General features: G+C 63.6%; 25 protein-coding genes, 1 tRNA gene and 2 pseudogenes. 15 read left to right on the forward strand and 13 right to left on the reverse strand.

Features of this window, described 5'->3' with window-relative positions; all coding sequences use genetic code 11:
• Positions 1-38 precede the first annotated feature (38 nt).
• Both trxA and ACVWW3_RS30685 read left to right on the forward strand, forming a co-directional pair.
• Positions 39-359, forward strand: coding sequence for a thioredoxin (gene trxA, locus ACVWW3_RS30680; RefSeq protein WP_247352799.1), 321 nt, complete (start codon positions 39-41; stop codon positions 357-359).
• Positions 360-506: 147 nt separating this feature from the next.
• Positions 507-1,514, forward strand: coding sequence for an ATP-dependent DNA ligase (locus ACVWW3_RS30685; protein ID WP_456649717.1), 1,008 nt, complete (start codon positions 507-509; stop codon positions 1,512-1,514).
• A 135-nt stretch (positions 1,515-1,649) separates the two neighbouring features.
• Here ACVWW3_RS30685 and ACVWW3_RS30690 read toward each other — a convergent pair whose 3' ends face one another.
• From ACVWW3_RS30690 to aroA, 12 genes and pseudogenes are all read right to left on the reverse strand, one after another.
• The gene (locus ACVWW3_RS30690; RefSeq protein WP_456649716.1) at positions 1,650-2,390 is read right to left on the reverse strand and encodes a metallophosphoesterase family protein; all 741 of its coding nucleotides are present in this window, start codon (positions 2,388-2,390) and stop codon (positions 1,650-1,652) included.
• 17 nt (positions 2,391-2,407) lie between these two features.
• Complete coding sequence (locus tag ACVWW3_RS30695; protein ID WP_456647687.1) at positions 2,408-3,751, reverse strand: bifunctional folylpolyglutamate synthase/dihydrofolate synthase; 1,344 nt, start codon at positions 3,749-3,751, stop codon at positions 2,408-2,410.
• Positions 3,748-4,689: an acetyl-CoA carboxylase, carboxyltransferase subunit beta gene (accD, locus tag ACVWW3_RS30700; protein ID WP_247331492.1), complete on the reverse strand. Its 942-nt coding sequence runs from the start codon at positions 4,687-4,689 to the stop codon at positions 3,748-3,750. The genes ACVWW3_RS30695 and accD overlap by 4 nt, the downstream gene beginning before the upstream one ends.
• Positions 4,690-4,800: 111 nt before the next feature.
• Positions 4,801-5,637, reverse strand: coding sequence for a tryptophan synthase subunit alpha (gene trpA, locus ACVWW3_RS30705; RefSeq protein ID WP_247444538.1), 837 nt, complete (start codon positions 5,635-5,637; stop codon positions 4,801-4,803).
• Positions 5,634-6,852, reverse strand: a pseudogene (gene trpB, locus ACVWW3_RS30710) (tryptophan synthase subunit beta). The gene trpA and the pseudogene trpB overlap by 4 nt, the downstream one beginning before the upstream one ends.
• Positions 6,849-7,520, reverse strand: coding sequence for a phosphoribosylanthranilate isomerase (locus ACVWW3_RS30715; RefSeq protein ID WP_247352787.1), 672 nt, complete (start codon positions 7,518-7,520; stop codon positions 6,849-6,851). The pseudogene trpB and the gene ACVWW3_RS30715 overlap by 4 nt, the downstream one beginning before the upstream one ends.
• Positions 7,521-7,601: 81 nt before the next feature.
• Positions 7,602-7,994: a lipopolysaccharide assembly protein LapA domain-containing protein gene (locus ACVWW3_RS30720; RefSeq protein ID WP_247352785.1), complete on the reverse strand. Its 393-nt coding sequence runs from the start codon at positions 7,992-7,994 to the stop codon at positions 7,602-7,604.
• A gap of 71 nt (positions 7,995-8,065) precedes the next feature.
• Positions 8,066-8,371 (reverse strand): integration host factor subunit beta, encoded by a 306-nt coding sequence (locus tag ACVWW3_RS30725; protein WP_007598410.1) that lies wholly within the window; start codon positions 8,369-8,371, stop codon positions 8,066-8,068.
• 172 nt (positions 8,372-8,543) lie between these two features.
• Positions 8,544-9,524, reverse strand: coding sequence for a signal peptide peptidase SppA (sppA, locus tag ACVWW3_RS30730; protein WP_247444535.1), 981 nt, complete (start codon positions 9,522-9,524; stop codon positions 8,544-8,546).
• A 192-nt stretch (positions 9,525-9,716) separates the two neighbouring features.
• A pseudogene (rpsA, locus tag ACVWW3_RS30735) lies at positions 9,717-11,424 on the reverse strand (30S ribosomal protein S1).
• A 263-nt stretch (positions 11,425-11,687) separates the two neighbouring features.
• A complete protein-coding gene (cmk, locus tag ACVWW3_RS30740; protein ID WP_247352780.1) occupies positions 11,688-12,326 on the reverse strand; it encodes a (d)CMP kinase in 639 nt (212 codons plus the stop codon).
• Complete coding sequence (gene aroA, locus ACVWW3_RS30745; protein WP_456647686.1) at positions 12,323-13,708, reverse strand: 3-phosphoshikimate 1-carboxyvinyltransferase; 1,386 nt, start codon at positions 13,706-13,708, stop codon at positions 12,323-12,325. Before aroA ends, cmk begins: the two co-directional genes overlap by 4 nt.
• Positions 13,709-13,820: 112 nt before the next feature.
• Here aroA and ACVWW3_RS30750 point away from each other — a divergent pair, with 112 nt between their 5' ends.
• From ACVWW3_RS30750 to ACVWW3_RS30760, 3 genes are all read left to right on the forward strand, one after another.
• Positions 13,821-14,231, forward strand: a complete 411-nt coding sequence (locus ACVWW3_RS30750; RefSeq protein ID WP_247352776.1) for a TIGR02300 family protein — start codon at positions 13,821-13,823, stop codon at positions 14,229-14,231.
• A gap of 66 nt (positions 14,232-14,297) precedes the next feature.
• Positions 14,298-14,373: transfer RNA gene (locus tag ACVWW3_RS30755), tRNA-Ala, on the forward strand.
• Between the two features lie 135 nt (positions 14,374-14,508).
• Complete coding sequence (locus tag ACVWW3_RS30760; protein WP_247443153.1) at positions 14,509-14,751, forward strand: GIY-YIG nuclease family protein; 243 nt, start codon at positions 14,509-14,511, stop codon at positions 14,749-14,751.
• A gap of 16 nt (positions 14,752-14,767) precedes the next feature.
• Here ACVWW3_RS30760 and ACVWW3_RS30765 read toward each other — a convergent pair whose 3' ends face one another.
• Positions 14,768-15,229 carry a MarR family winged helix-turn-helix transcriptional regulator gene (locus ACVWW3_RS30765; RefSeq protein ID WP_456647685.1) on the reverse strand — a complete coding sequence of 154 codons (462 nt, stop codon included), beginning with the start codon at positions 15,227-15,229 and terminating at the stop codon, positions 14,768-14,770.
• Positions 15,230-15,378: 149 nt separating this feature from the next.
• Here ACVWW3_RS30765 and ACVWW3_RS30770 point away from each other — a divergent pair, with 149 nt between their 5' ends.
• The 10 genes from ACVWW3_RS30770 (at position 15,379) to ACVWW3_RS30815 (ending at position 23,747) form a co-directional block, all read left to right on the forward strand.
• Positions 15,379-15,804 (forward strand): organic hydroperoxide resistance protein, encoded by a 426-nt coding sequence (locus ACVWW3_RS30770; protein WP_456647684.1) that lies wholly within the window; start codon positions 15,379-15,381, stop codon positions 15,802-15,804.
• 174 nt (positions 15,805-15,978) lie between these two features.
• Complete coding sequence (locus tag ACVWW3_RS30775) at positions 15,979-17,196, forward strand: CaiB/BaiF CoA transferase family protein (protein WP_456647683.1); 1,218 nt, start codon at positions 15,979-15,981, stop codon at positions 17,194-17,196.
• A 403-nt stretch (positions 17,197-17,599) separates the two neighbouring features.
• A complete protein-coding gene (ugpB, locus tag ACVWW3_RS30780; RefSeq protein WP_456647682.1) occupies positions 17,600-18,916 on the forward strand; it encodes a sn-glycerol-3-phosphate ABC transporter substrate-binding protein UgpB in 1,317 nt (438 codons plus the stop codon).
• 47 nt (positions 18,917-18,963) lie between these two features.
• Positions 18,964-19,845 carry a sn-glycerol-3-phosphate ABC transporter permease UgpA gene (gene ugpA / locus ACVWW3_RS30785; RefSeq protein ID WP_247443150.1) on the forward strand — a complete coding sequence of 294 codons (882 nt, stop codon included), beginning with the start codon at positions 18,964-18,966 and terminating at the stop codon, positions 19,843-19,845.
• A complete protein-coding gene (ugpE, locus tag ACVWW3_RS30790) occupies positions 19,845-20,693 on the forward strand; it encodes a sn-glycerol-3-phosphate ABC transporter permease UgpE (RefSeq protein ID WP_354048887.1) in 849 nt (282 codons plus the stop codon). The genes ugpA and ugpE overlap by 1 nt, the downstream gene beginning before the upstream one ends.
• A 5-nt stretch (positions 20,694-20,698) precedes the next feature.
• Positions 20,699-21,778, forward strand: coding sequence for a sn-glycerol-3-phosphate import ATP-binding protein UgpC (locus tag ACVWW3_RS30795; protein ID WP_456647681.1), 1,080 nt, complete (start codon positions 20,699-20,701; stop codon positions 21,776-21,778).
• A gap of 305 nt (positions 21,779-22,083) precedes the next feature.
• Entirely contained in the window at positions 22,084-22,509 is a 426-nt protein-coding gene (locus ACVWW3_RS30800; protein ID WP_456647680.1) for an Hsp20 family protein, read from the forward strand.
• A gap of 51 nt (positions 22,510-22,560) precedes the next feature.
• Positions 22,561-22,833 carry a BQ00720 family protein gene (locus tag ACVWW3_RS30805; protein WP_007598581.1) on the forward strand — a complete coding sequence of 91 codons (273 nt, stop codon included), beginning with the start codon at positions 22,561-22,563 and terminating at the stop codon, positions 22,831-22,833.
• 126 nt (positions 22,834-22,959) lie between these two features.
• Positions 22,960-23,256: a type II toxin-antitoxin system Phd/YefM family antitoxin gene (locus tag ACVWW3_RS30810; RefSeq protein WP_456647679.1), complete on the forward strand. Its 297-nt coding sequence runs from the start codon at positions 22,960-22,962 to the stop codon at positions 23,254-23,256.
• A complete protein-coding gene (locus ACVWW3_RS30815) occupies positions 23,253-23,747 on the forward strand; it encodes a type II toxin-antitoxin system VapC family toxin (RefSeq protein ID WP_354048880.1) in 495 nt (164 codons plus the stop codon). Before ACVWW3_RS30810 ends, ACVWW3_RS30815 begins: the two co-directional genes overlap by 4 nt.
• Positions 23,748-24,210 lie beyond the last annotated feature (463 nt).

Below are 24,210 nucleotides of genomic sequence, written 5' to 3' on the forward strand. Positions count from 1 at the left end.
TTCCCGTCGCGTCCTTCTCTCAGGTACGAGGTATTCCCATGGCCGTTGGCAAAGTTTCTGACACCGATTTCGAAGCCGAAGTGCTCAAGGCGGACGGTCCGGTGGTTGTCGATTTCTGGGCCGAATGGTGCGGTCCCTGCCGCATGATCGCACCCGCGCTCGACGAGATCTCCGGAGCGATGGGCGACAAGGTCAAGATCGTGAAGCTCAACGTCGACGAGAGCCCGAAGACCGCATCGAAGTATGGCGTGATGTCGATCCCGACCCTGATGATCTTCAAGGGCGGCGAGATGGCTTCCCGCCAAGTCGGCGCCGCGCCCAAGGCAAAGCTGCAGCAGTGGATCACCTCCGCGGTCTGATCCGCCGCGCACGAGATTATTTTTTGGAAACGGCCGGCGAAAGTCGGCCGTTTTGCGTTGATGGGACATGTCCAGCGTATGACGAGTCCCAGCCCCTTGCCTGCAGCACCTGCAAAGCGCGCACGAAAATCGACATCTCTCGTTGCGATGGAGGCGAGGTCCGTCGATGCGATCCCGCGCGGCAAGGAGTGGCAATACGAGCCGAAATGGGATGGCTTCCGCTGCCTGCTGTCGCGCAACGGCGGCAGCATTGATTTGCGCTCGAAATCCGGCGAGGACCTCGCGCGCTACTTCCCCGAGATCGTCGCCGCGGCACTGAAGCTGAAGGCGGATTGCTTCACGCTCGACGGCGAGATTGTCATGCCGCACGGCAAAAGCTTCTCTTTCGACGCGCTGCTGCAGCGCATTCACCCCGCTTCAAGCCGCGTGAACAAGCTCTCTCAGGACACGCCGGCACTTTATCTCGTCTTCGATCTGCTTGCGACGGCTGGCGAGAAGCAGCTTGCCAAAGAGCCGCTCGGCGAGCGGCGGCCGGCGCTGGAAGCGTTTGCGAAAGCCAACCTGAAAGCCAGCATCTTCCGCCTCTCACCGGCGGCGACAAGCTACGCCACCGCGCAAAAATGGCTGGCGCAATCCGGCGGCGGCTCGGACGGCGTCATCGCCAAGCGCATCGACCTGCCGTACCAGGCGGGAAATCGCGACGGCATGCAGAAGATCAAGAAATTCCGCAGCGCCGATTGTGTCGTCGGCGGCTTCCGCTATGCCACCAACAAGCTCGCCGGCCGGAGCGTGGTCGGCTCGCTGCTGCTCGGACTCTACGATGACGAAGGTCTCCTTCACCATGTCGGCTTCACCTCGGCGATCAAGGCGACAGAAAGGCCTGCTCTGACCGATCGGCTGGAAGCGCTGATCGGCGAGCCGGGCTTCACCGGCAACGCGCCGGGCGGGCCGAGCCGCTGGTCCACGGAGCGCTCGGCAAAATGGTGTCCGCTCAAGCCGAAGCTCGTGATCGAGGTCTGCTACGACCATTTCAGCGGCGAGCGCTTTCGCCACGGCACCTCGATCCTGCGCTGGCGCCCCGACAAGGCACCGCGGCAATGCAGCTTCGAGCAGCTGAAGCAGAAGGTGGCGGATCCGATGAAGTTGCTTGGATGACGATCGCTCTCGTGCCCCGGACGCAGCGCAGCGCTTCTTCAGCGGTGCGCTGCAGAGCCGGGGCCCACCGCCTGCTGGGTCCCGGCTCTGCGTTGCGTCATTTCATGCCGCGCCGCGTCCGGGACACGAGCGGGGCTATCTAATCCATCCCGTCGCCAGCGCGTTCGCCAACTCCGGCTGGCCGTTGCGACGCGCCAGCGCGGCCATCGTGTCGTGATCGTACGCGACGTGACGAAACGTCATCTGCCAGGCGCCATCGATGCGCTCGGCTATCGCATAGCGCGCATGCGGTGTGCCGGCTTCGACGACATGCGGGAACGGATGCTTGTCGCGATAACCGGGACTGCCGACGCTGCCGGGATTGACGATCAGCCTTCCGTTGCGAAGCCGTACGGCGCGGGCAAGATGGGTGTGGGCGCAAAGGATCAATGATTGCGCGATGCCTTGCGCAAACTGCTCGATGCGATCGAGCGGCGACAGCGCCACCGCGCCGTCGGGATGCACGGTATCGAGCCAGTAGACCTCGTCATTGCCGGGCGTCGCGTGGCAGAGGAAAACCTCATCGCGAAAGACGCGCGACATCGGCTGGGCGCGCAGCCAGTCGAGTTGCGAGCCATCCAGCTGCGCATGGGCGGGGCGATCCCATGAACCCATCTTCTCCGGGGGGCGGTCGAGCAGATAGCGGTCGTGATTGCCGAGCACGTGCACGGCCTCGAGCTTCATCAGGATCTCGATCGTGCGGCGCGCGTCGAGCGGGCCGCTCAGCATGTCGCCGAGATTGACGATGTCGGAGATGCCCTGCGCGCGAATGTCGGCGAGCACTGCTTCCAGCGCGAGATAGTTTCCGTGGACGTCGGCAATCGCGGCAAAACGCATGTTGGTCATCGCTGCCCTTATGCAGGAGGCGTGCCGTTGAGCCCGAGCACGTGACCGGCGAGATAGAGCGAGCCGGTGATCAGGATGCGCGGCGGCACTTCGTAGGCGAGCTTCGCCAATGCGCGCAGTGCGGCCTCGATGCCCGGCACGGGCTCGACGCGCATGCCGAGGCTGCGCGCGGCATCCGCGAGGATGTCGACCGGCATCGCGTTGTCGGTGTCGGGAATCGGCACCGCGATGATATGACGGGTCAGACCGGCGAAATTGGCCAGAAACGCTCGCGCGTCCTTGTTGGCCATCATTCCGGCGATGACGACCAGCGGCCGCGACACCCGCTCCTCGAGATCGCCGAGCGCCGCCGCCGCGACGCGGCCGCCCTCGGCATTGTGCCCGCCATCGAGCCAGATCTCCGATCCCTGCGGCCCCCAGGAGAGCAACTCGCCGGACGTAATGCGCTGCATACGTGCCGGCCATTCGGCGCCGACGATGCCGGCCTCAAACGCCGCCTGGTTGATCTTGAAGGCGTTGGTGGCCCGCAGCGTCGCAATCGCGAGGCCGGCATTGTCGAACTGGTGGCGGCCGAACAGGCGCGGCGCCGTGAGATCCATCAAACCGCGATCGTCGGAATAGACTAGCCGCCCGTGCTCGACATTGACGTGCCAGCTCTCGCCTGCGGCAAACAGCGGCGCGCGCATGCGCTTGGCCTGGGCCTCGATCACCGCCATCACCTCGCCCGACTGCTCGGCGCAGATCACCGGCACGCCCCGCTTGATGATCGCGGCCTTCTCGCCGGCGATCGAGGTCAAGGTGTCACCGAGGAAATCCATGTGGTCCATGCTGACAGGCGTGATCACGCAGGCCGCTGGTGTATCGATAACGTTGGTCGAATCGAGCCGGCCGCCGAGGCCGACTTCGAGCAGCACGACATCGGCCGGATTCTGCGCGAACAGAAGAAACGCAGCCGCAGTCTTGAGCTCGAACACGGTGGCGGCTTCGCCGGCATTGACCCGCTCGACCTCTTCCAGCGCCGCGCGCAATTCGTCGTCACCGACCAGCACGCCACCGCCAACGCGGCCGAGCCGGAAACATTCGTTGATGCGAACGAGATAGGGCGAGGTGTAGGCGTGGACGCGGAGGCCCGCGGCCTCCAGCGTCGCGCGCAGATAAGCGAGCGTCGAGCCCTTGCCGTTGGTGCCGGCGATATGGATCACCGGCGGCAGCTTGCTTTCAGGGTGACCGAGCCGCTCGAGCAGGCGGTGCATCCGCTCCAGCCCGAGATCGATGCGCTTCTGATGCAGGACCGACAGCCGCGCGATCAAGTCGCCCAGCGATGGCTTTGCGCTGTCGGAGGAAGTGTTCACGCGTGCGGCGCGGCCGGCGCCGTCTCGGGAGCCGATACGATCTGCGCCGGGCTGACGACCGGCTGCACCGGTTTCGAGGCGCTCTCCAGCGCCGGCGCCCTAGTCAACAGCCGGCAGAGCCGCGCCAGGGTCGGGCGCAATTCGTGGCGGTGCACGACCATGTCGACCATGCCGTGCTCCTTGAGGTATTCGGCGCGCTGAAAACCCTCGGGGAGCTTTTCGCGAATGGTCTGCTCGATCACGCGCGCGCCGGCAAAACCGATCAGCGCACCGGGCTCGGCGATCTGCACGTCGCCGAGCATCGCATAGGACGCGGTGACGCCGCCGGTGGTCGGGTTGGTCAGCACGACGATGTAGGGCTGTTTTGCCTCACGCAGCATCTGCACCGCGACGGTGGTACGCGGCATCTGCATCAGCGACAGGATGCCTTCCTGCATGCGCGCGCCACCACTGGCGGCGAACACGATGAACGGCGACTTCTTCTCGACCGCAAGCTCGAGCCCGCGCACGATGGCTTCGCCCGCGGCCATGCCGAGCGAGCCGCCCATGAAATCGAAATCCTGCACAGCGACGACGACGGCGGCACCTTCGAGCTTGCCGTACCCGACCTTGATCGCGTCGTTCAGATTGGTCCGCGCGCGTGCATCCTTGATGCGATCGACGTATTTCTTCTCGTCGCGGAATTTGAGCGGATCGGGCGTGACGTCAGGCAGCGCGACGTCGTACCAGGTCTCGTTGTCGAAAATCGACTTCAGACGCGCGACCGAGTTCATGCGCATGTGATAGTTCGAACCGGGGATGACGAACTGGTTGGCCTCGACGTCCTTGTAGAACACGAGCTGTCCGGAATCCGGGCACTTGATCCACAGATTCTCCGGCGTCTCCCGCCGCAGCATGTTGCGGATCTTCGGCCGGACCACATTGGTAAGCCAGTTCATGGTTTGCTCCGATGTGCGACCCGCCTTGCGGATCGCCTGAAGGGATATATGGCGGCCGGGCCCCGGCCCGGCAAGCCGCCGTGTCGCCCGCCCGAGAAGCGGAATTGTGGCCTATTCCGCCGCCTGTTGCGCGCCCTTGACGCCCTGGGCCAGGGCCGCCGTCAACTCGGCGACGGCGTTAACGGTTTTGCCGGTGGCGCGCCCGTCCGCATCGAGGCTGTTCTTGAGGGCGTCGATCAGCGCGGTGCCGACCACGGCGCCATTGGCATGGGACGCAATGGCGCGGGCGTTCTCCGGCGTGCGGATGCCGAAGCCGACGCAGACCGGCAGCTTGGTGTGCCGCTTGATACGGGTAACCGCCTCGCTCACGGAGGACGCGTCAGCCGCCGCCGCGCCTGTGATGCCGGTGATCGCGACGTAATAGACAAAGCCCGAGGTGTTGGCGAGCACCGCCGGCAGACGCTTGTCGTCGGTGGTCGGCGTCGCCAGGCGGATGAAGTTGAGGCCGGCCTTCATCGCGGGCAGGCAGAGCTCGTCGTCCTCCTCCGGCGGCAAGTCGACGATGATGAGGCCGTCGATGCCGGCGGCTTTCGCATCACCTAAGAATTTGTCGACGCCATAGATGTAGATCGGGTTGTAATAGCCCATCAGCACGATCGGCGTGGCGTTGTCGTCCTTGCGGAAGCCGCGCACGAGATCGAGCGTCTTCTTCAGCGTCATGCCGACCTTGAGCGCGCGAAGGCCGGCGGCCTGGATCGACGGGCCGTCGGCCATTGGATCGGTAAAGGGCATGCCGAGCTCGATCACATCGGCGCCCGCCTTCGGCAGCGCCTTGATGATCTCGAGCGAGGTCGCCGGATCGGGATCGCCGGCCATCACGAAGGTGACGAAGGCCGCGCGGCCGGCTTTTTTCAACTCGGCGAAACGGGTGTCGATACGCGTGGTCACTTGCTCTTGCCCCTCAGGATGTCGCCGACCTGCGGGACGTCCTTGTCGCCGCGGCCGGAGAGGTTGACGACCATCAGGTGATCTTTTGCCCGCTTCGGCGCGAGCTCCATCACCTTGGCGATGGCATGCGCCGGCTCGAGCGCGGGGATGATGCCTTCCAGCTTTGACAACAACTGGAACGCTGCGAGCGCCTCGTCGTCGGTCGCGGAGAGATAGTTCACGCGGCCGATCTCGTGCAGCCAGGAATGCTCGGGGCCGATGCCGGGATAATCGAGGCCGGCCGAGATCGAATGCGCGTCCTGGATCTGGCCGTCGGCATCCATCAGGAGATAGGTGCGGTTGCCGTGCAGCACGCCGGGACGGCCGCCCCGCGATTGAGGCGGCATGCAGTTGCGTCAGCCCGTGGCCGGCGGCTTCGACGCCGAAGATTTGGACGGTGGAATCGTCGAGGAAGGGATGAAACAGGCCCATCGCGTTGGAGCCGCCGCCGATGCAGGCGACCAGCGAATCCGGCAGGCGGCCTTCGATCTCCTGCATCTGCGCCTTGGTCTCGTTGCCGATGATCGACTGGAAGTCGCGCACCAGCGTCGGATAGGGATGCGGACCGGCGACAGTGCCGATGCAGTAGAAGGTATCGTGCACGTTGGTGACCCAGTCGCGCAGCGCCTCGTTCATGGCGTCCTTCAGCGTGCGCGTGCCCGACTGCACCGGGATCACCTTGGCGCCCAGCATTTCCATGCGGATGACATTGGGTTGCTGCCGCTCGACGTCGACGGCGCCCATATAGACGACGCAGTCGAGACCGAAGCGCGCGCACAGCGTCGCAGTGGCGACACCGTGCTGGCCGGCGCCGGTCTCGGCGATGATGCGCTTCTTGCCCATGCGCCGCGCCAGCATGATCTGGCCGAGCACGTTGTTCACCTTGTGGGAGCCGGTGTGGTTGAGCTCTTCACGCTTGAGGTAGATTTTTGCGCCGCCGAGATGTTCGGTCAGGCGCTCGGCGAAATAAAGCGGCGAGGGCCGGCCGACATAATTCTTGAGATAGCCGTTCATCTCGGACTGGAAGGCCGGATCGGCCTTGGCCTCGGTGTAGGCCTTCTCCAGATCGAGGATCAGCGGCATCAGGGTTTCGGCGACGAAGCGTCCGCCGAAAATGCCGAAATGGCCGCGCTCGTCGGGCCCGCTGCGATAGGAATTGGGTTTTACGCTATTCATCGGACGCTCAACTTTTGACTTGCATCTTGGCTTGCGCGCGCAGCGCGAATGAAGGCTTTGATCATCTCGGGGTCCTTCACGCCCGGTGCGCTCTCGACACCGGAGGAGACGTCGACACCGCCGGCGCGGGTGACGCGAAGGGCTTCGGCGACGTTCCCTGGATGTAGCCCGCCCGAAACCATATACGGCAGCGCGAGCTCAAGGTTTTCGAGCAGGCGCCAATCGAACGGCGCACCCAGGCCACCGGGCCGGGTCGCGTCTTTCGGAGCGCGTGCGTCGAATAGGATGCGATCGGCGACCGCGAGGTAGCCAGGCAGCACGGCGAGATCGGCTGATGTTGCGACCGGCACGACCTTCATCACCGGGCGACCGAACCGCTGCTTGATGTCGCGCAGCCGCGCCACGCTCTCCTTGCCGTGAAGCTGGAAAATGTCCGGCGACAGCGCGTCCATGATGTTGTCGAGCGTGGCATCGTCGGCGTCGACGGTGAGCGCGAGCTTGAGCGCGCGCCGTTTCACCTGCCGGCCGAGGTCCCGCCCCGCCTCCAGCGACAAATGCCGCGGCGACGGCGGGAAGAACACGAACCCCACCATGTCGGCACCCGCGTCGAGCGCCGTTTCGAGCGTCTCGGGCGTGGACAGGCCGCAGATTTTGACGAGCAGGGACATGTTTTCCAAGGATATGGGCTCAAAGCAAATGGAGGCCGCGGGCCGGCGGCCGGAAAACAGGGTTGTCGGTTGCGGCCGCTTCTACAACCTCGCGCGCTGCTTGTCTCGCCCGACCGGCCCGTAAAGGCCCACCCCGAAGGGAACGGGGAGGCGCTGGGACTCGGGCCTTGCTGCGGCCGCCTGGGCTCGCAGATCGGCCAGTTCGCCCCGTGCGGCCCGGGCCTCCGCCTCATTCCGGCGCGCCGCACGCCGCCAGTGCCGCTGGCCGAACCAGACGGCACAGCCGCCTGCGAAGACCCCGAGCGCAGCCACCACGATCAGAAGCAGGAACAGCGGCAGCGTGACCGAGAATGACGGATCGTTGGAAACGAAGGGATCGAACGAGACCGTGACGAATTGCCGGTTGGCGACGGCAAAGACCATCAGGATCAGGCCCAGCGGAATCACGATCAGCGCGGTCAGGAACTTTCGCATCTCGCTTCGCTCGCCTTGAATCAAGCTTGCGGCCCCATCGCTCGCGACCGCGGGAAACCCTGACGTCGGCCTCAGTCTGGCGCGCCTGGATCCGGATGGTCGCGATTCAACCGTTCGCGCATTTCCTTGCCGGTCTTGAAGAACGGAACGCTCTTCTGGTCGACGGGCACATGGGCGCCGGTGCGCGGATTGCGCCCTGCGCGTGCAGGGCGATGCTTGACCGAGAAGGCACCGAAGCCGCGCAACTCGACGCGGTCACCGCGCGCGAGAGCCGCTACGATCTCTTCGAGAATCGCATTCACAATGTTCTCGACATCCCGCTGGTACAGATGCGGGTTGTGCTCGGCGATACGCTGAACAAGTTCGGATTTGATCATTGAGAGATAGGACCCGGGAGCGTGCGGATGACCATTTCCGTGAAAATACCGTGATCTGTCAAGACGCTAAATGAAGATTGAGCGTCGTGAAAATGCGTGACAAATGCCGAAAAAGCGGGCTGGCCCGGCACGCGTCGAACGGGAAAAGCTTCTGGGGCTCGCCCGGCGCCGGTCAGTTCGACGCCGCCGGCTGCCACAAGGCCAGCATTCCATCCATTCCGATCCGATCGACCGCCTGTGCGACGCCGGTTTGTCCGATTTGATGCGCAATCGAGCCTAAACCCAGCGCTTCCAGCGTCACTGCGGCCGCAGTCTTGAGGAACGGCAGATCGCCGAAGCGCGGCTGCAACTTGTAATCGCGCACGGAGAGCCCCTTCTTGACGCCCTTCTGCTCGACCAGCCAGGTCACGGCGGTCTTCTCGTCGCCGATCTGGTCGATCAGCTTGAGATCGATCGCCTGGCGTCCGGTGAAGACACGGCCATCAACCACTTTCTCGAGCTGCGTGTCATCCATGCCACGCCGTTCCTTCACCAGGCCCTTGAACCAGGCATAGGAGTCCTTCACCAGCGCATCGAGCGCAGCCCGTGCCTCGGGGCTGGTCGGCTCAAAACCGTTGGGCGCGGCCTTCAGCGGCGTGGATTTCACCTCCTCGACCTTGACGCCGACGGTTTTCAGCAGCTCCGAGAAGTTTGGAAACTGGAACAGCACGCCGATCGAGCCGACCAGCGAGCTCTGCTGGGCGATGATGTGGTCGCTGGCGATTGCGGTGATGTAGCCGCCGGACGCCGCAAGCCCTTCGACCACGACGACGAGAGGCTTCTTCGCCTTCAGACTCACAAGCGAATCATAGAGCTGCTCGGAGCCGGCGGTGGTGCCGCCCGGCGAGTTGATGTGGACGATGACGGCGGCAGCCTGCGAATTCTCCAGTCGCTCCAGCGCCTGCGTGCGATCGGAATCGCTGCGGATCAGGCCCTCGATCTGGACCCGCGCGATCGAGCCGGCGGACGCGAACGTGCCGCGCGCACCCGGCGTCGCCACCAGCGCGAAGCCTGCAATCGCCGCGATCGCGATCAGCGCAGCCATCACGCGCCAGAACGTCAGCTTGCGGCGGATCCTGCGGCGATCGACGATGATGTCCGAATCGAGCGACATCGGAATATCTCCAAAATGAAGGGCCAAGCGCGTTGTGCCGTCACAGCGTGACCATTGGCTTATCTGGATACATCAATTGCGGCGCAATTTGAAGAAAACAAGGCCTGGCTCGGCGGAGGCCGCGTAGCCGGGCGCACACAAAAAAGCCCCGGCTTGCGCCGGGGCTTTGATGCAGCGAAACGTACGTTTCGCTTACTTGGTGTCGCGGTTCTTGAGCGCGGTGCCGAGGATGTCGCCGAGCGTCGCTCCCGAATCGGAGGAGCCGTATTGCGCGATGGCTTCCTTCTCTTCGGCGACTTCGAGCGCCTTGATCGACACCTGGACCTTGCGGGCCTTCTTGTCGAACTGGATCACGCGGGCATCGACCTTCTCGCCGACGGCGAAACGTTCGGTGCGCTGATCGTTGCGGTCACGGGCGAGCTCCGAGCGCTTCACGAAAGTGGCGAAGTCGGTACCGATGATCTTCACCTCGATGCCGCCCCTCCTTCACTTCGAGCACTTCGCAGGTCACGACCGCGCCCTTCTTGACATCGCCCGGCTCGGCGAAGGGGTCGCCTTCGAGCTGCTTGATGCCTAGCGAGATACGCTCCTTCTCGACGTCCACATCGAGCACCACGGCCTTCACCATGTCGCCCTTCTTGTAGTTGTCGATCACCTGCTCGCCCGGAACCTTCCAGTCGAGGTCGGAGAGATGGACCATGCCGTCGACGTCGCCCTCGAGGCCCAGGAACAGACCGAACTCGGTCTTGTTCTTGACCTCGCCCTCGACCGTCGAACCGGTCGGGTGACCTTCGACGAAGACCTCCCACGGGTTGCGCATGGTCTGCTTGAGGCCGAGCGAGATGCGGCGCTTGACGGAATCGACTTCCAGCACCTGCACTTCGACTTCCTGCGAGGTCGAAACGATCTTGCCGGGGTGCATGTTCTTCTTGGTCCACGACATCTCGGAGACGTGGATCAGGCCTTCGATGCCCGGCTCGAGCTCGACGAACGCACCGTAGTCGGTGATGTTGGTGACGCGGCCGGTGAAGCGGGACCCCAGCGGGTACTTGGCTTCGATGCCCTGCCACGGATCGTCCAGCAGCTGCTTCATGCCCAGCGAGATGCGGTGCGTCTCGTGGTTGATCTTGATGATCTTGACCTTCACGGTCTGGCCGATCGAGAGCACCTCGGTCGGATGATTGACGCGGCGCCACGCGATATCGGTGACGTGCAGCAGACCGTCGATGCCGCCGAGATCAACGAACGCACCGTAATCGGTGATGTTCTTGACCACGCCGTCGATGACCTGACCCTCTTCGAGGTTCTGCACCAGCTCCTGGCGCTGCTCGGCGCGGGTCTCTTCGAGAACCGTGCGGCGGGACACGACGATGTTGCCGCGGCGGCGGTCCATCTTGAGGATCTGGAAAGGCTGCGAGTTGTTCATCAGCGGCGCAACGTCGCGGATCGGACGGATATCGACCTGCGAACGCGGCAGGAAGGCCACGGCACCGTCGAGGTCGACGGTGAAGCCGCCCTTGACCTGGTTGAAGATGACGCCGTTGACCTTCTCGTTGTTCTGGAAAGCCTTCTCGAGCTTGCCCCAGCTCTCTTCGCGGCGCGCCTTGTCGCGCGACAGCACGGCTTCGCCGAGGGCGTTCTCGATGCGATCGAGGAACACTTCCACCTCGTCGCCGACCTTGAGTTCGCTCTCACGGCCGGGGCCGGAAAATTCGCGCAGGGCGACGCGGCCCTCGGTCTTCAGGCCGACGTCAATGACGGCCATGTCCTTTTCGATTGCAACAACCTTGCCCTTGATGACTGAGCTTTCCTGCAGGTTGCCACCTGCGAAGGACTCGTCGAGCATCGCGGCGAAATCGTCGCGCGACGGGCTATAGGTATCAGCAGAAGTCGAAGCCATTTGTTCTCCAGTTGCGGATGTCGTGCCGGCCGTTGGGTTCATGGGCGCATCGTACGCGCAGTGTCGGAAGGTCCGCAGAACCTTCGAGCGACCGCTCGTTGCCCCGGCCTGGCACCGGAACAGCGGAAGCGGGCCGGCTGAGGCCCGCGCATTCGATACGTGGAAATCTTTGTCCGGAGCCTGATCGCGTCGGTCCCGAACAGGGACCGAAGTATCGACCTCAAAGAGCGGGAGCGGGCGCTTCCTCCAATGACGGCAGCGGCTTAACCCCGCGACCGGCCCGCTCGGACGGCCTCGATAATGTCGATGGCGGCCCGGACGCCGCCTTCTATATCCAGTTGGGAGTTATCTAGCAAGTAAGCATCCGCGGCCGGTTTTAACGGCGCAATCGGCCGGTTCTTGTCGCGCTCGTCGCGCTGGATGATGTCGGCGAGCACGGCCGCCTCGTCGGCCTCCTCGCCCCGCGCCTTGGCCTCCATGGTCCGGCGGCGGGCGCGCACCATGGGGTCGGCGACGACGAAGATCTTCACGTCGGCATGGGGGCAGATCACGGTTCCAATATCCCGCCCATCGAGCACGGCGCCGGGCGGATCGGCAGCGAATTGCCGCTGAAAACCGACCAGGGCCTCGCGGACTTTGGGGATCGCCGAGACGATGGAAGCGCCCTCGCCGGCCTTCTGGGTCTTCAGGGCGGGATTGCCGAACTTTTCGGGATCGAGTTCCAACGCTGCCGCGACTGCCGCCGTCTCGTCCCTGAGATCATGCCCGGACTGCATCAGCGAATAGGCTACCGCGCGATAGATCACGCCGGTATCGAGGTGACGGTAGCCGTAATGGTGGGCAAGACGCTTGCCGAGCGTGCCCTTGCCCGACGCCGCGGGCCCGTCGATGGCGATGATCATGAAAATTCGGCCCCAAGCGAACGCATCATCGGAATGAAATCCGGGAAACTGGTGGCGATGAAGGCGGTGTCGTCGATGGTCACGGGCTGGTCGGACGCGCAGCCCATCACCAGCGCGGACATGGCGATGCGATGATCCATGTGGGTGGCGACGAGGCCGCCGCCGGGGACATGGCCGCGGCCTTCGACGATCAGGTCGTCGCCGGAGACCTCGACCTTCACGCCGTTGACGCGGAGCATGGCGGCGGTGGCTTCGAGACGATCGGATTCCTTGACGCGCAGCTCCTGGAGGCCGCGCATGATGGTCGTGCCCTCGGCGAAGGCGGCCGCCACCGCCAGCACCAGATATTCGTCGATCATCGCGGGCGCGCGCTCCGGCGGCACCACAACACCACGCAGTTTCGAAGCGCGCACGCGCAGCTTCGCCATCGGCTCGCCGGCGTCGCCACGCACCCCGCTCTCCTCGATCGAGGCACCCATCTCGCGCAGCGTCGTGAACAGGCCCGTCCGCAGCGGATTGGTCATGACGTCGGACAGGACGACATCGGAGCCTTCGACGATCAGCGCAGCAACAATGGGAAACGCCGCCGATGAGGGATCGGCGGGCACGACGACATTGGCGCCATGCAGCTCAGGTTGACCGACGAGCGTGATACGGCGGCCGTGCTGGCCCTCCTGCGCGGAGGTGATGTCGGCGCCAAAGTGCTTCAGCATCAGCTCGGTATGGTCGCGGCTGGCCTCGGTCTCGATGACCGTGGTGGTGCCCGGCGCGGCCAGGCCCGCGAGCAGCACGGCGGATTTGATCTGGGCCGAGGCGACCGGGGTCTTGTAGCTGATCGGCAGCGGATCGCGCGCGCCCTGGACGGTCAGCGGCAGACGGCCGCCCTCGCCACCGGAGACGACCTTCGCGCCCATCTTTTCCAATGGGTCCAGGATCCGGCGCATGGGCCGGCTGCGCAGCGAGGCATCGCCGTCGAACACCGCCGAGATCGGGCAGCCGGCGACGGCGCCCATGACCAGCCGGCAGCCGGTGCCGGAGTTGCCGAAATCCAGCGGCGCCTTGGGCTCGGCGAAGCCGGCAACACCCACGCCGTTCACCGTCCAGGTGAAATCACCTATGCGCTCGACCCGGGCGCCGAGCGCTTCCATGGCTTTTGCGGTGTTGAGGACGTCCTCGCCCTCAAGGAGGCCCGAGATCCTGGTCTCTCCAACCGCGAGCGCGCCCAGGATGAGGGCACGGTGGGAGATCGACTTGTCCCCAGGCACCCGTACTTTTCCGGTCAGGGGGCCGCTGGCGCGCGACTGAAGCGGCGTCGGCTTGTCGGAATGGGTCAAGATTGTGTCCTTGGATGTGCCCTCTGGGCTCGCGGGCAGGTACCACATGGTCTCTCCGCCGTCACGGGCATGTCGTTCTCCCGTAATGCGCTATTGACAGCGGGCCGCCAACTAGCCAAGTGAAACACCGCTTTTCAGACATTTCCAGGATTCCTCTGCCGTGGCCAAGTCCGAACTCGGAACCAAACGTATTTGCCCAACCACGGGCAAGAAGTTCTATGACCTCAACAAGAGTCCGGTGATCTCGCCGTACACCGGTGAGGTCGTGCCGATCGCGCCCGTGGCGCCGGCTCGCGCGCCTCGCGGCGCCGAAGCCCGCCACGCGGCAGCAGCCGCCGACACCAAGCCGGAGCCGGCGGAAGTCGAGGAAGTCTCGCTCGAGGAGGCCGATGCCGAGGAGAACACCGGCAAGGTCAAGGCCGTCGTGCCCGAATCCGAGGACGACATCGAGGCCGACGAGACCATCGACGACGACGATGACGATGATTCGACCTTTATCGCCGACGACGAAGAGGGCGATGAGGACGTCACCGACATCATTGGTGATGTCACCGGTGATGAAGAGACTTGAGATAATCCCAGAACTGTGGTTCTGGGTCTTTCCCGACGCGTCGCCCACGGCGCGTCGGACGGTTAAGGGGCCATAGCTCAGCTGGGAGAGCGCTTGCATGGCATGCAAGAGGTCGGCGGTTCGATCCCGCCTGGCTCCACCACGCTTCGCCCTTCGGGCTACGCGTGGCGCAGCCGCGCACAGCCCGAAGGGCGAAGCGTGGTGTCCGGCGAAGCCCGAAGGGCGAAGACGGACTGGTGACATTCCCACGCAACGGCTGCCCAGGCGATAATCGTCAATGTGGTACGTCTACATCCTCCGCAGCATCGAATTTCCCGAGCAGGAATACGTTGGGGCCACGGAAAATCTGAAGCGGCGGATTCCAGAGCACAATGCTGGCAAATCCACCCACACCGCCAAGTTTAAGCCTTGGAAGCTGATCTGGTACTGCGCCTTCCCTGACAAGTACAAAGCGCTCGCTTTTGAAGCGTACCTAAAGTCTCACTCCGGCCGAGCATTCACGAAGAAGCGGCTGTCCTAAGCACGTAAACCTAACCCTACTCCCCGATCACCGCATTCAACCTATCGCGCAGCGCGACGATCTCGTCCTTCATCGTGACCAGTTCCGAGACCGAGCAGTCCGACGCTGCCAGGATCGATTGCGGCACGGAGCGCGCCTTGTCCTTCAAGGCGTGGCCCTGCGCCGTTAGCGCGATCAGGACCTGACGTTCGTCCTCGCGCGAGCGCGTGCGCTTGACGAGGTGGGCGGCTTCGAGTCGCTTGAGCAGCGGCGTCAGCGTGCCCGAATCCAGGAACAGCTTTTCGCCGATGTCCTTCACCGGCACGTCGTCGCGCTCCCACAGCACCAGCATGACCAGATATTGCGGATAGGTCAGGCCGAGCCGGTCCAGCAGCGGCTTGTAGACGCGGTTGAAGGCATGCGCGGCCGAATAGACCGCGAAGCAGATCTGGTTGTCGAGGCGCAGCGGCTGGTCCGCTGCCGATGATTTCCGGGGCATAGAGAATCTCACGAGCTTGCTCCATTCTGGGGCCGGCCGGCGGCACATTCAATTGCGAACAATTAAATGTGAGGCTCCGTAATTTCAATTGCACGCAATCTAATTGTCTACGATAAAGATTGCGCCAGCGAAAACCCAGGGAGACCAAAATGTCCGTGAACGTCCTCTACAAGACCAGCGCAAAAGCCACCGGCGGCCGCGACGGCCATGCTGCGACCCTCGACGGCGCGCTCGACGTCAAGCTCACCACGCCGAAGGAGCTCGGCGGCGGCGGCGGCGACGGCAACAATCCCGAGCAGTTGTTTGCGGCAGGCTATGCCGCCTGCTTCATCGGCGCGATGAAATTCGTGTCCTCGCAGGGCGGGCCGAAGGTTCCGGCTGACGCCTCCGTGACCTCGACCGTCGGCATTGGCCCGCGCGCGGCCGGCGGCTTCGGTCTCGACATCGACCTTGCCGTATCGCTGCCGGGCCTTGCCCGTGCCGAAGCCGAGGCACTGGTCGAGAAGGCTCACAAGGTGTGCCCCTATTCCAACGCGACGCGCGGCAATGTCGACGTCCGCCTGACGGTCGTCTGATCGCAGGGGGGATTGGCTGGCCCGGATTCTCCTCGGGCCGGCCGGTTCCGTTTGATTTGCCATTCTGCGGGATGGCGCAGCCGGGGCGCATGCGGCCCTCCGCAACAAGCCATTGCTGGCTCAGACGAACCTCGCTAGGCCTGTGATCAATATGGACACAGGGGAAGCGAAGGCATGACTGAAGCCGCCAGTTCCGGAGCTGCCACGGGCGCAATGAGCGGCCTGCGCGTCATCGATCTCACGCGCGTGCTCGGCGGTCCCTATTGCACCCAGATCCTCGCCGACCACGGAGCCGACGTGATCAAGGTCGAGCCGCCCGCAGGCGACGAGGTGCGCGACTGGGGCCCTCCCTTCCACGAGGAAGACGCCGCCTATTTCATCGGCATCAACCGCAACAAGCGCTCGATCGGCCTCGACCTCGCCTCCGAGGGCGGCCGCCTCGTGCTGCTCAAGATGCTGGAAAGCGCCGACGTCCTGATCGAAAACTTCAAGCCGGGCACGCTGGAGAAATGGGGCATCGGCAGCGAGGTGCTGCGCGAGAAATTCCCGCGCCTGGTGCATTGCCGGATCTGCGGCTTCGGTGCCGACGGCCCGCGCGGCGGCAATCCCGGCTATGACGCCATCATCCAGGCCATGACCGGCATGATCGCGGCGACCGGCTCGCCCGAGAGCGGACCGATGCGGATCGGCGTGCCGCTGGTCGACATCGGCACCGGCCTCTATGCGGCGATCGGCATCCTGATGGCGCTGTCGGAGCGGCAGCGCTCGGGCCAGGGCCAGTTCCTGGAGACGACGCTGTACGAGACCGGCCTCGCCATCATGCATCCGCACACCGCGAATTATTTCATGCATGGCAAGCCGCCGTCGCTGACCGGCAACGAGCATCCCAACCTCGTGCCTTACGCGATCTTCCCGACCAAGACCGACGACATCTTCATCGGCGTCGGCAATGACGGCACCTTCCGCAAGCTCGCCAAGGAGATCGGCAAGCCCGAGCTCGGCACCGATCCGCGCTTTGCCCGCAACAAGGACCGCATCGCCAATCGGGAAGCGCTGCGCGCCGAGCTTGCCGCCGTGTTCAGCCAGCACGAGGCCGAGCCACTGTGCAATCGCCTGCTTGCCGCGGGCCTTCCCGCGGGCCCCGTGCAGAAGATCGACCAGGCGCTGACCAACCCGCATACGATCGCCCGCGGCGATATCATCGAGAAGGACTGGTACAAGGGCGTGGCGTCGCCGATCCGGCTTGATCGCAGCAAACCGAGCCTGCGCCGCCTGCCGCCGAAATTCAGCCAGCACTCGGCCGAGGTGCTGGGCGAGTTCGGCTACTCCAAGCCCGAGATCGACGCGATGGTCGAGCAGGGCACGGTCTGCGGCCCCGAGCGCAAGCGCTGAGGCGTGACGCTATTGAACTGACAACGCGCCGCAAGGAAGGTGCGCTCCCTCGCCCGCTTGCGGGAGAGGGTTGGGGAGAGGGTGCCTCCGCAGTGAGACTCAAGAGGAGAGAGCCCTCACCCGGCGCGTTGCGCCAACCTCTCCCGCAAGCGGGAGAGCTTGGAGCCCGCGGGCCGCGCGTCTGCCTCGCGCTATTCTGCTGACGACGCAGCGACCCAACCCATCACTCCCGAATGCTGCACCGCGAACGAAGAAACCTGCCCGCTCCGCATTCGCCTATTTGCCTGCTTCCCTTTTCCAGCGCTTGCCGCTTTCGTTTCGGCCGCTTACACAGTCATGTGAACGTCATATGGCGCTGCTAGCGCAAGCGATCATTTTTGACGGCCCAAGGGAGGTTTACTTGATGGCTCTTCGATACTTTGGAGCGGCTGCCGCTGTTGCACTCACGGTTGGAATGTCGGCCTCGCCGGCCTTGGCCGTGACCGAAATCCAGTGGTGGCACGCGATGACCGGCGCCAACAACGACGTCATCGTCAAGCTCGCCACCGACTTCAACGCGGCGCAGAGCGACTACAAGGTGATCCCGACCTACAAGGGCAACTACGCCGATACGATGAACGCCGGCATCGCGGCCTTCCGCGCCGGCAACGCGCCCCACATCATGCAGGTCTTCGAAGTCGGCACCGCGACCATGATGGCGGCGACCGGCGCCGTGAAGCCCGTCTACAAGCTGATGGCCGAGGCCGGCGAGAAATTCGATCCCAAGGCCTATCTGCCCGCGATCAGCGGCTATTACTCGACCTCCAAGGGCGAGATGCTGTCGTTCCCCTTCAACTCGTCGTCGACCGTCATGTGGGTGAACCTCGACGAGCTCAAGAAGGTCGGCGTCGAGATCCCGAAGACCTGGCCCGAGACGTTCGCAGCCGCCAAGAAGCTCCACGACAACGGCCATCCGACCTGCGGCTTCTCCAACTCCTGGGTCACTTGGGTCAATCTCGAACAGCTCTCGGCCTGGCACAACGTGCCGCTCTCCAGCAAAGCCAACGGCCTCGACGGCTTCGACACCAAGCTCGAGTTCAACGGTCCGCTCCAGGTCAAGCATCTCGAGAAGCTGGTCGAGCTGCAAAAAGACAAGACTTACGACTACGCCGGTCGCACCAACACAGGCGAAGGCCGCTTCACTTCGGGTGAGTGCGCGATCTACCTGACCTCGTCGGCCTTCTTCGGCAACGTCAAGGCGCAGGCCAAGTTCAACTTCACCGCGGCGCCGATGCCGTATTATCCGGACGTCAAGGGCGCGCCGCAGAACTCGATCATCGGCGGCGCCTCGCTCTGGGTCATGGGCGGCAAGTCGGCCGACGAGTACAAGGGCATTGCGAAGTTCATGACATTCCTCTCTGACACCGACCGCCAGATCTACATCCACAAGGCCTCGGGCTATCTGCCGATCACCAAGGCGGCCTACGCCAAGGCGAAGGAAGAAGGTTTCTACAAGGACCAGCCCTACCTCGAGACCCCGCTGCTCGAGCTGACCAACAAGGAGCCGACCGAGAATTCGCGCGGTCTGCGCCTCGGCAACATGGTTCAGCTGCGTGACGTCTGGTCGGAAGAGATCGAGCAGGCGCTGGCTGGCAAGAAGACCGCCAAGCAGGCGCTCGATGCCGCCGTCGAGCGCGGCAACACGATGCTGCGTCAGTTCGAAAAGACCGCCGTCAAGTGAGGCGATGAGCGGCAGGTCGCGACCCGGCCTGCCGCTCAGCTGACATCATGCAGAAGCAAGCCATTTTCCAATCAAGGCTATTGCCCTACGCGCTGGTTGCGCCGCAGCTTGCGATCGTCCTGATCTTTTTCTACTGGCCGGCTGCGCAGGCTGTCATTCAGTCCTTCCTGCTCCAGGACGCCTTCGGTCTCTCGACCAGCTTCGTCTGGTTCGACAATTATCTCGATCTCTTCAGTGACGCCGCCTATTTCGAGGCGATCGTCCGGACCTTCTTCTTCTCGTTCGCGATCGCGGTCTCTTCGCTCTCCGTGGCCCTGCTGCTGGCGGTCATGGCGGACAAGCCGATGCGCGGCGGCTCGCTGTATCGCACGCTGCTGATCTGGCCCTACGCCGTCGCGCCGCCCGTCGTCGGCGTGCTCTGGATCTTCATGCTGCATCCCTCGCTCGGCGTGCTCTCGCGCTATCTGCGCGAAGCCGGCATCGACTGGAATCCGCTGCTCGACGGCGACCAGGCCGCGGCGCTGATCATCCTTGCCGCCGCGTGGAAGCAGATCTCATATAATTTCCTGTTCTTTCTCGCCGGCCTGCAAGCGATTCCGAAGAGCGTGTTCGAGGCAGCCGCGATCGACGGCGCGCGTCCGATGCGGCGCTTCTGGACCGTGACCTTCCCGCTGTTGTCGCCCACGATCTTCTTCCTGCTGGTCGTCAACATCGTCTACGCCTTCTTCGACACGTTCGGCATCATCGACACCATGACCCGCGGCGGTCCGGGAACGTCGACGGTGACGCTGGTCTACAAGGTCTATTCCGACGGCCTGCTCGGCGGCAATCTCGGCAGCTCCGCGGCGCAATCGGTGATCCTGATGGTCATGGTGATCGTGCTGACCGGAATCCAGTTTCGCTTCGTCGAACGCAAGGTGACCTACTGATGGTCGAGGAAGAGGGCTTTCGGCGCTACGTCGCTCACGCCATTTTGTGGATCGGGATCGCGATCGTCGCCTTCCCGGTCTACATCGCGTTCGTCGCCTCGACCCAGGACAACGCGCTGATCGCGAACGGGCAGATGTCGCTGCTGCCGGGCGGCCATTTCTTCGAGGTCTACTACCAGACCATCTTTGTCGGCACGAGCGGCTCGACCCGCGAGCCCGTCGGCAACATGATGCTGAACTCGCTGGTGATGGCGCTGCTGATCGCGGTCGGCAAGATCGCGATCTCGATCATCTCGGCCTATGCGATCGTGTATTTCCGCTTTCCGTTCCGGATGCCGATCTTCTGGATCATCTTCATCACCCTGATGCTGCCGGTCGAGGTGCGGATCTATCCGACCTACAAGATCGTCGCGGACCTCCACATGCTCGACAGCTATGCCGGCCTGGCGCTGCCGCTGATCGCCTCAGCCACCGCGACGCTGCTGTTTCGCCAGTTCTTCATGACCGTGCCGGACGAGCTGCTGGAGGCGTCGCGCATCGACGGCGCCGGTCCCCTGCGCTTCTTCTGGGATACGCTGCTGCCCCTGTCGCGCACCAACATGGCGGCGCTGTTCGTGATCCTCTTCATCCTCGGCTGGAATCAGTATCTCTGGCCGCTGCTGATCACCACGCGCGACGACATGCAGACCATCCAGGTCGGCATCCGCAAGATGATCACCACCACCGACGCGCTGACCGAATGGCCGATCGTGATGGCGACAGCCGTGCTGGCGATGCTGCCGCCGGTGTTCGTCGTCGTCGCCATGCAGAAATTGTTCGTGCGCGGACTCGTGGAGACGGAAAAGTAAATCCCATGGCTAACGTTACCCTGCGCAACGTCCGCAAGACCTATCCCGGCGGCATCGAGGCCATCAAGGGCGTCAACGTCGATGTCGGCGACGGACAGTTCTGCGTGCTGGTCGGTCCCTCCGGCTGCGGCAAGTCGACATTGCTGCGCATGGTCGCGGGCCTCGAAACCGTCACCGGCGGCGAGATCGACATCGGCGGCCGAATCGTCAACCAGGTCGAGCCCGCCGATCGCGACATCGCGATGGTGTTCCAGAACTACGCGCTCTATCCGCATATGAGCGTCTTCAACAACATGGCTTACGGCCTGCGCAACCGCGGCATGAAGGAGGCCGAGGTCAAGACCCGCGTCGAGGAAGCCGCGCGCGTGCTCGAACTGTCGCCGATGCTGGAGCGCAAGCCGCGCCAGCTCTCCGGTGGTCAGCGCCAGCGCGTCGCCATGGGCCGCGCCATCGTGCGCCAGCCGAAGGTGTTCTTGTTTGACGAGCCGCTGTCGAACCTCGATGCAAAGCTGCGCATCGCGATGCGCGTCGAGATCCGCAAATTGCAGCGCCGGCTCAACACCACGTCGATCTACGTCACCCACGATCAGCTGGAGGCGATGACGCTCGCCGACGTCCTCGTGGTGATGAACGGCGGCCAGGTCGAGCAGGTCGGCAATCCCCTGGCGATCTACGAGAAGCCGGCGACGACCTTCGTCGCCTCCTTCATCGGGGCACCGCCGATGAATCTGATGTCGATTCGCGCCGAGGAGATCAAATCGCAGCTCGGCAGCACCGAGGCCGGCATCCTCGGCATCCGTCCGGAAGATTTTGTCATCACCGACCAGACCCCGGCCGGCGGCATCGCGCTGCCGCTCACCGTGGAAGCGATCGAGCGCGTCGGCGCGGAAACCTTTGTCTACGGCACGCGGGAGCAGGACGAGCAGCGCGTAGCAGCCACCCCCGGCGAGCTGCCGCCCGGCGAGGTCATCGTCCGCATTCCCGGCTCCGAGGCACCGCCGATCGGTGAGAGGATCCGCGTCGCAGCAATGCGGGCGAAGCTGCATCTTTTCAGCGGCGACGGGCGGTCCCGGATCGAAGCCTAACCGGTTCCGCCGGTCCGTCGATTAAAAACGCGAAAACAACCCCATGCACAGTAGCCGGGGGTCTGTTTTCGTTGAGATAAATCGGCCCGCAAATTCGTCGTGCCGGCCTTGTCGCGGGCATCCACGGTCTCAGTGGCGCGGGCAAGATCGTGGATGGCCGGAACGCAGGCGAGCGGAAGCTCCTGGCCTCCGGCCATTCCAGCTACGTCCTTGAACCGACACGGGGATATGACCATATTGCTGCTCAAGGGGTGCCTTGACGGGCCCTGATGCACCAAAGTCGCTTCGAGAGGACTTTGTAAACTATGTCTCGTGTTCCCACGCTTTCCAGTCCGTTCCTTCTGGGCTTCGACGAGATCGAGCGCGTGCTTGATCGCGTCGTCAAAGGCGCCGACGGCTATCCTCCCTACAATATCGAGAGGTGTGACCGGTCGGACGGCCAGCCCGAGCGTTTGCGAATCACGCTGGCGGTCGCCGGATTCACCCGCGACCAACTCGATGTAACCATTGAGGAAAACCAGCTCGTCATTCGCGGGCGGCAGCAGGACGACAAGTCCCGGCAATACATCCATCGCGGCATCGCCGCGCGCCATTTCCAGCGCACCTTCGTGCTGGCGGAGGGGATGCTGGTGCTGGGTGCGGATCTGAAAAACGGGCTGTTGTCGGTCGAACTTGCCCGGCCTGAACCGGAGAGGATCGTTAAGACAATCGCTATCAATGAGCACGAATAATGGAACGAGTAGCGGACTCGACCGCTTAGTTTCGAGAGAGGAGTCGAGACCATGAGTGAAGGTCATGTTGCGTTCGAATACGAAGCCAAGAATGTCTCTCCCGAGACGCTGGCAACCCTCGGCGAAGGCCATATCGCCTATGTGAAGCAGATCCGCTCGGAGGATGTGCCGGGCCTGTTTCCCGAAGCGCCGAAGATCGCGCCGGGCCTCAAGCTCTTCGCGCTCCACGCCGCCGACGGCACGCCGATCATGCTGACCGACAGCCGCGAAGCCGCGATCGCGAACGCCTGGAGCAACGAACTGCAAGCGGTGAGCGTGCACTGAGCACGCGCGCGTCGCACGAATAGAGTTTCAAGCGGGCATGCCTTCAAGCGAAGGCATGCCCGTTTTGCTTTGGCGGTCAAATTCGGATATGCTAAATTCTGGTTGTTTAGACTAGAGGCGATGAGCATGACCACCGCAAAGCGTCCCTCTTTCAAGAATGGCTCCAGATCGCGCCGATGGAGCCTTCAAGATGCAAAAACTCACCTGAGTCAGATTGTCAGGGAGGCGCAGCGCACAGGACCACAACGGGTTACACTGCACGGCAAAGATGCGGCGGTTATCGTTGCCGCAGAGGAATTCGATCGCCTTCAGCGACCCGTGAGCGGCCGCGATATTGTGACGGCCTTTGCGAAGTCCCCGCTAGCCGACGTGGAATTCGAGCGCCTGACGGTCAAGTCCAGCGTTCGGGATGTCGAGCTTTGAGGGGCTGGCTGCTCGATACCAACGTCGTGTCGGAACTACGTAGGCCCCAGCCCAATCCTGACGTCATGGATTTCGTCGCGAGCCAAAGTGGAGAGGAACTCTACGTTAGCGACGTAACGATCGCGGAGATCGTCTACGGCATCGAACAATTGTCCGATGCTACCAGGCGCGCCGATCTTCGATCGTGGTTGGAAAACACAGTGCGACCATTGTTTGCGAGACGGATCCTTGCCATCACCGAAGACGCGATCGTGCGGTGGAAGGCGATGATCGTTGAGGGTCGCAAGCGCGGCCACACATTCGGCCAACCGGATCTGTTCATTGCAGCCATCGCAGCCCTGCAAGATCTCGCCGTAGTCACACGGGACATCGACGAATTCATCGAAGCACGCGTGCCGGTGTTTAACCCCTGGACGCAGAAGTTCTATCGCCACGGCAACGAGACGCTGATGCGGCCGCCAGTGACGCTCGAAGCAATCTCTACCCTATAGCGGAAGGAAGTTGACTTACGCCGCAGTCGCCAACGCTTGGAGCAAGGAGCTGCAAGCGGTGAGCGTGCACTGAGCGCACGCACGTCGCACGATTAGGATCTCAAGCGGGGCATGCCTTCGCACGAAAGCGTGCCCGCTTTGCTTCCGCATACTGCGTGCTATCAGCCGGAAGGCGACGCCGGGATGCTCAAATCCGGGTCATGCTCAGTTCTAGATTTGCCTGATAATCGATATCACCATGCAAAATAGCATCACGGCTCCCCACCCAAGTGCGACCCAGTAGAAACACACGCAGGCGCCGAAAACTGTCTCGTTACTTGTACGGGTTACATAGCCGTTACGGCTCCAAACTTTTCCCTTGGTACTCGCAAGCCGCAATTGCCAAACTACGCTGGCCAACCATCCAAACATGCCGGCGAGTACGGGAAATGTAATCAAGGGCCAGCCCCCTCGCGAAGTTTAC

The sequence above is a fragment of the Bradyrhizobium sp. LM2.9 genome (genome assembly GCF_054056555.1).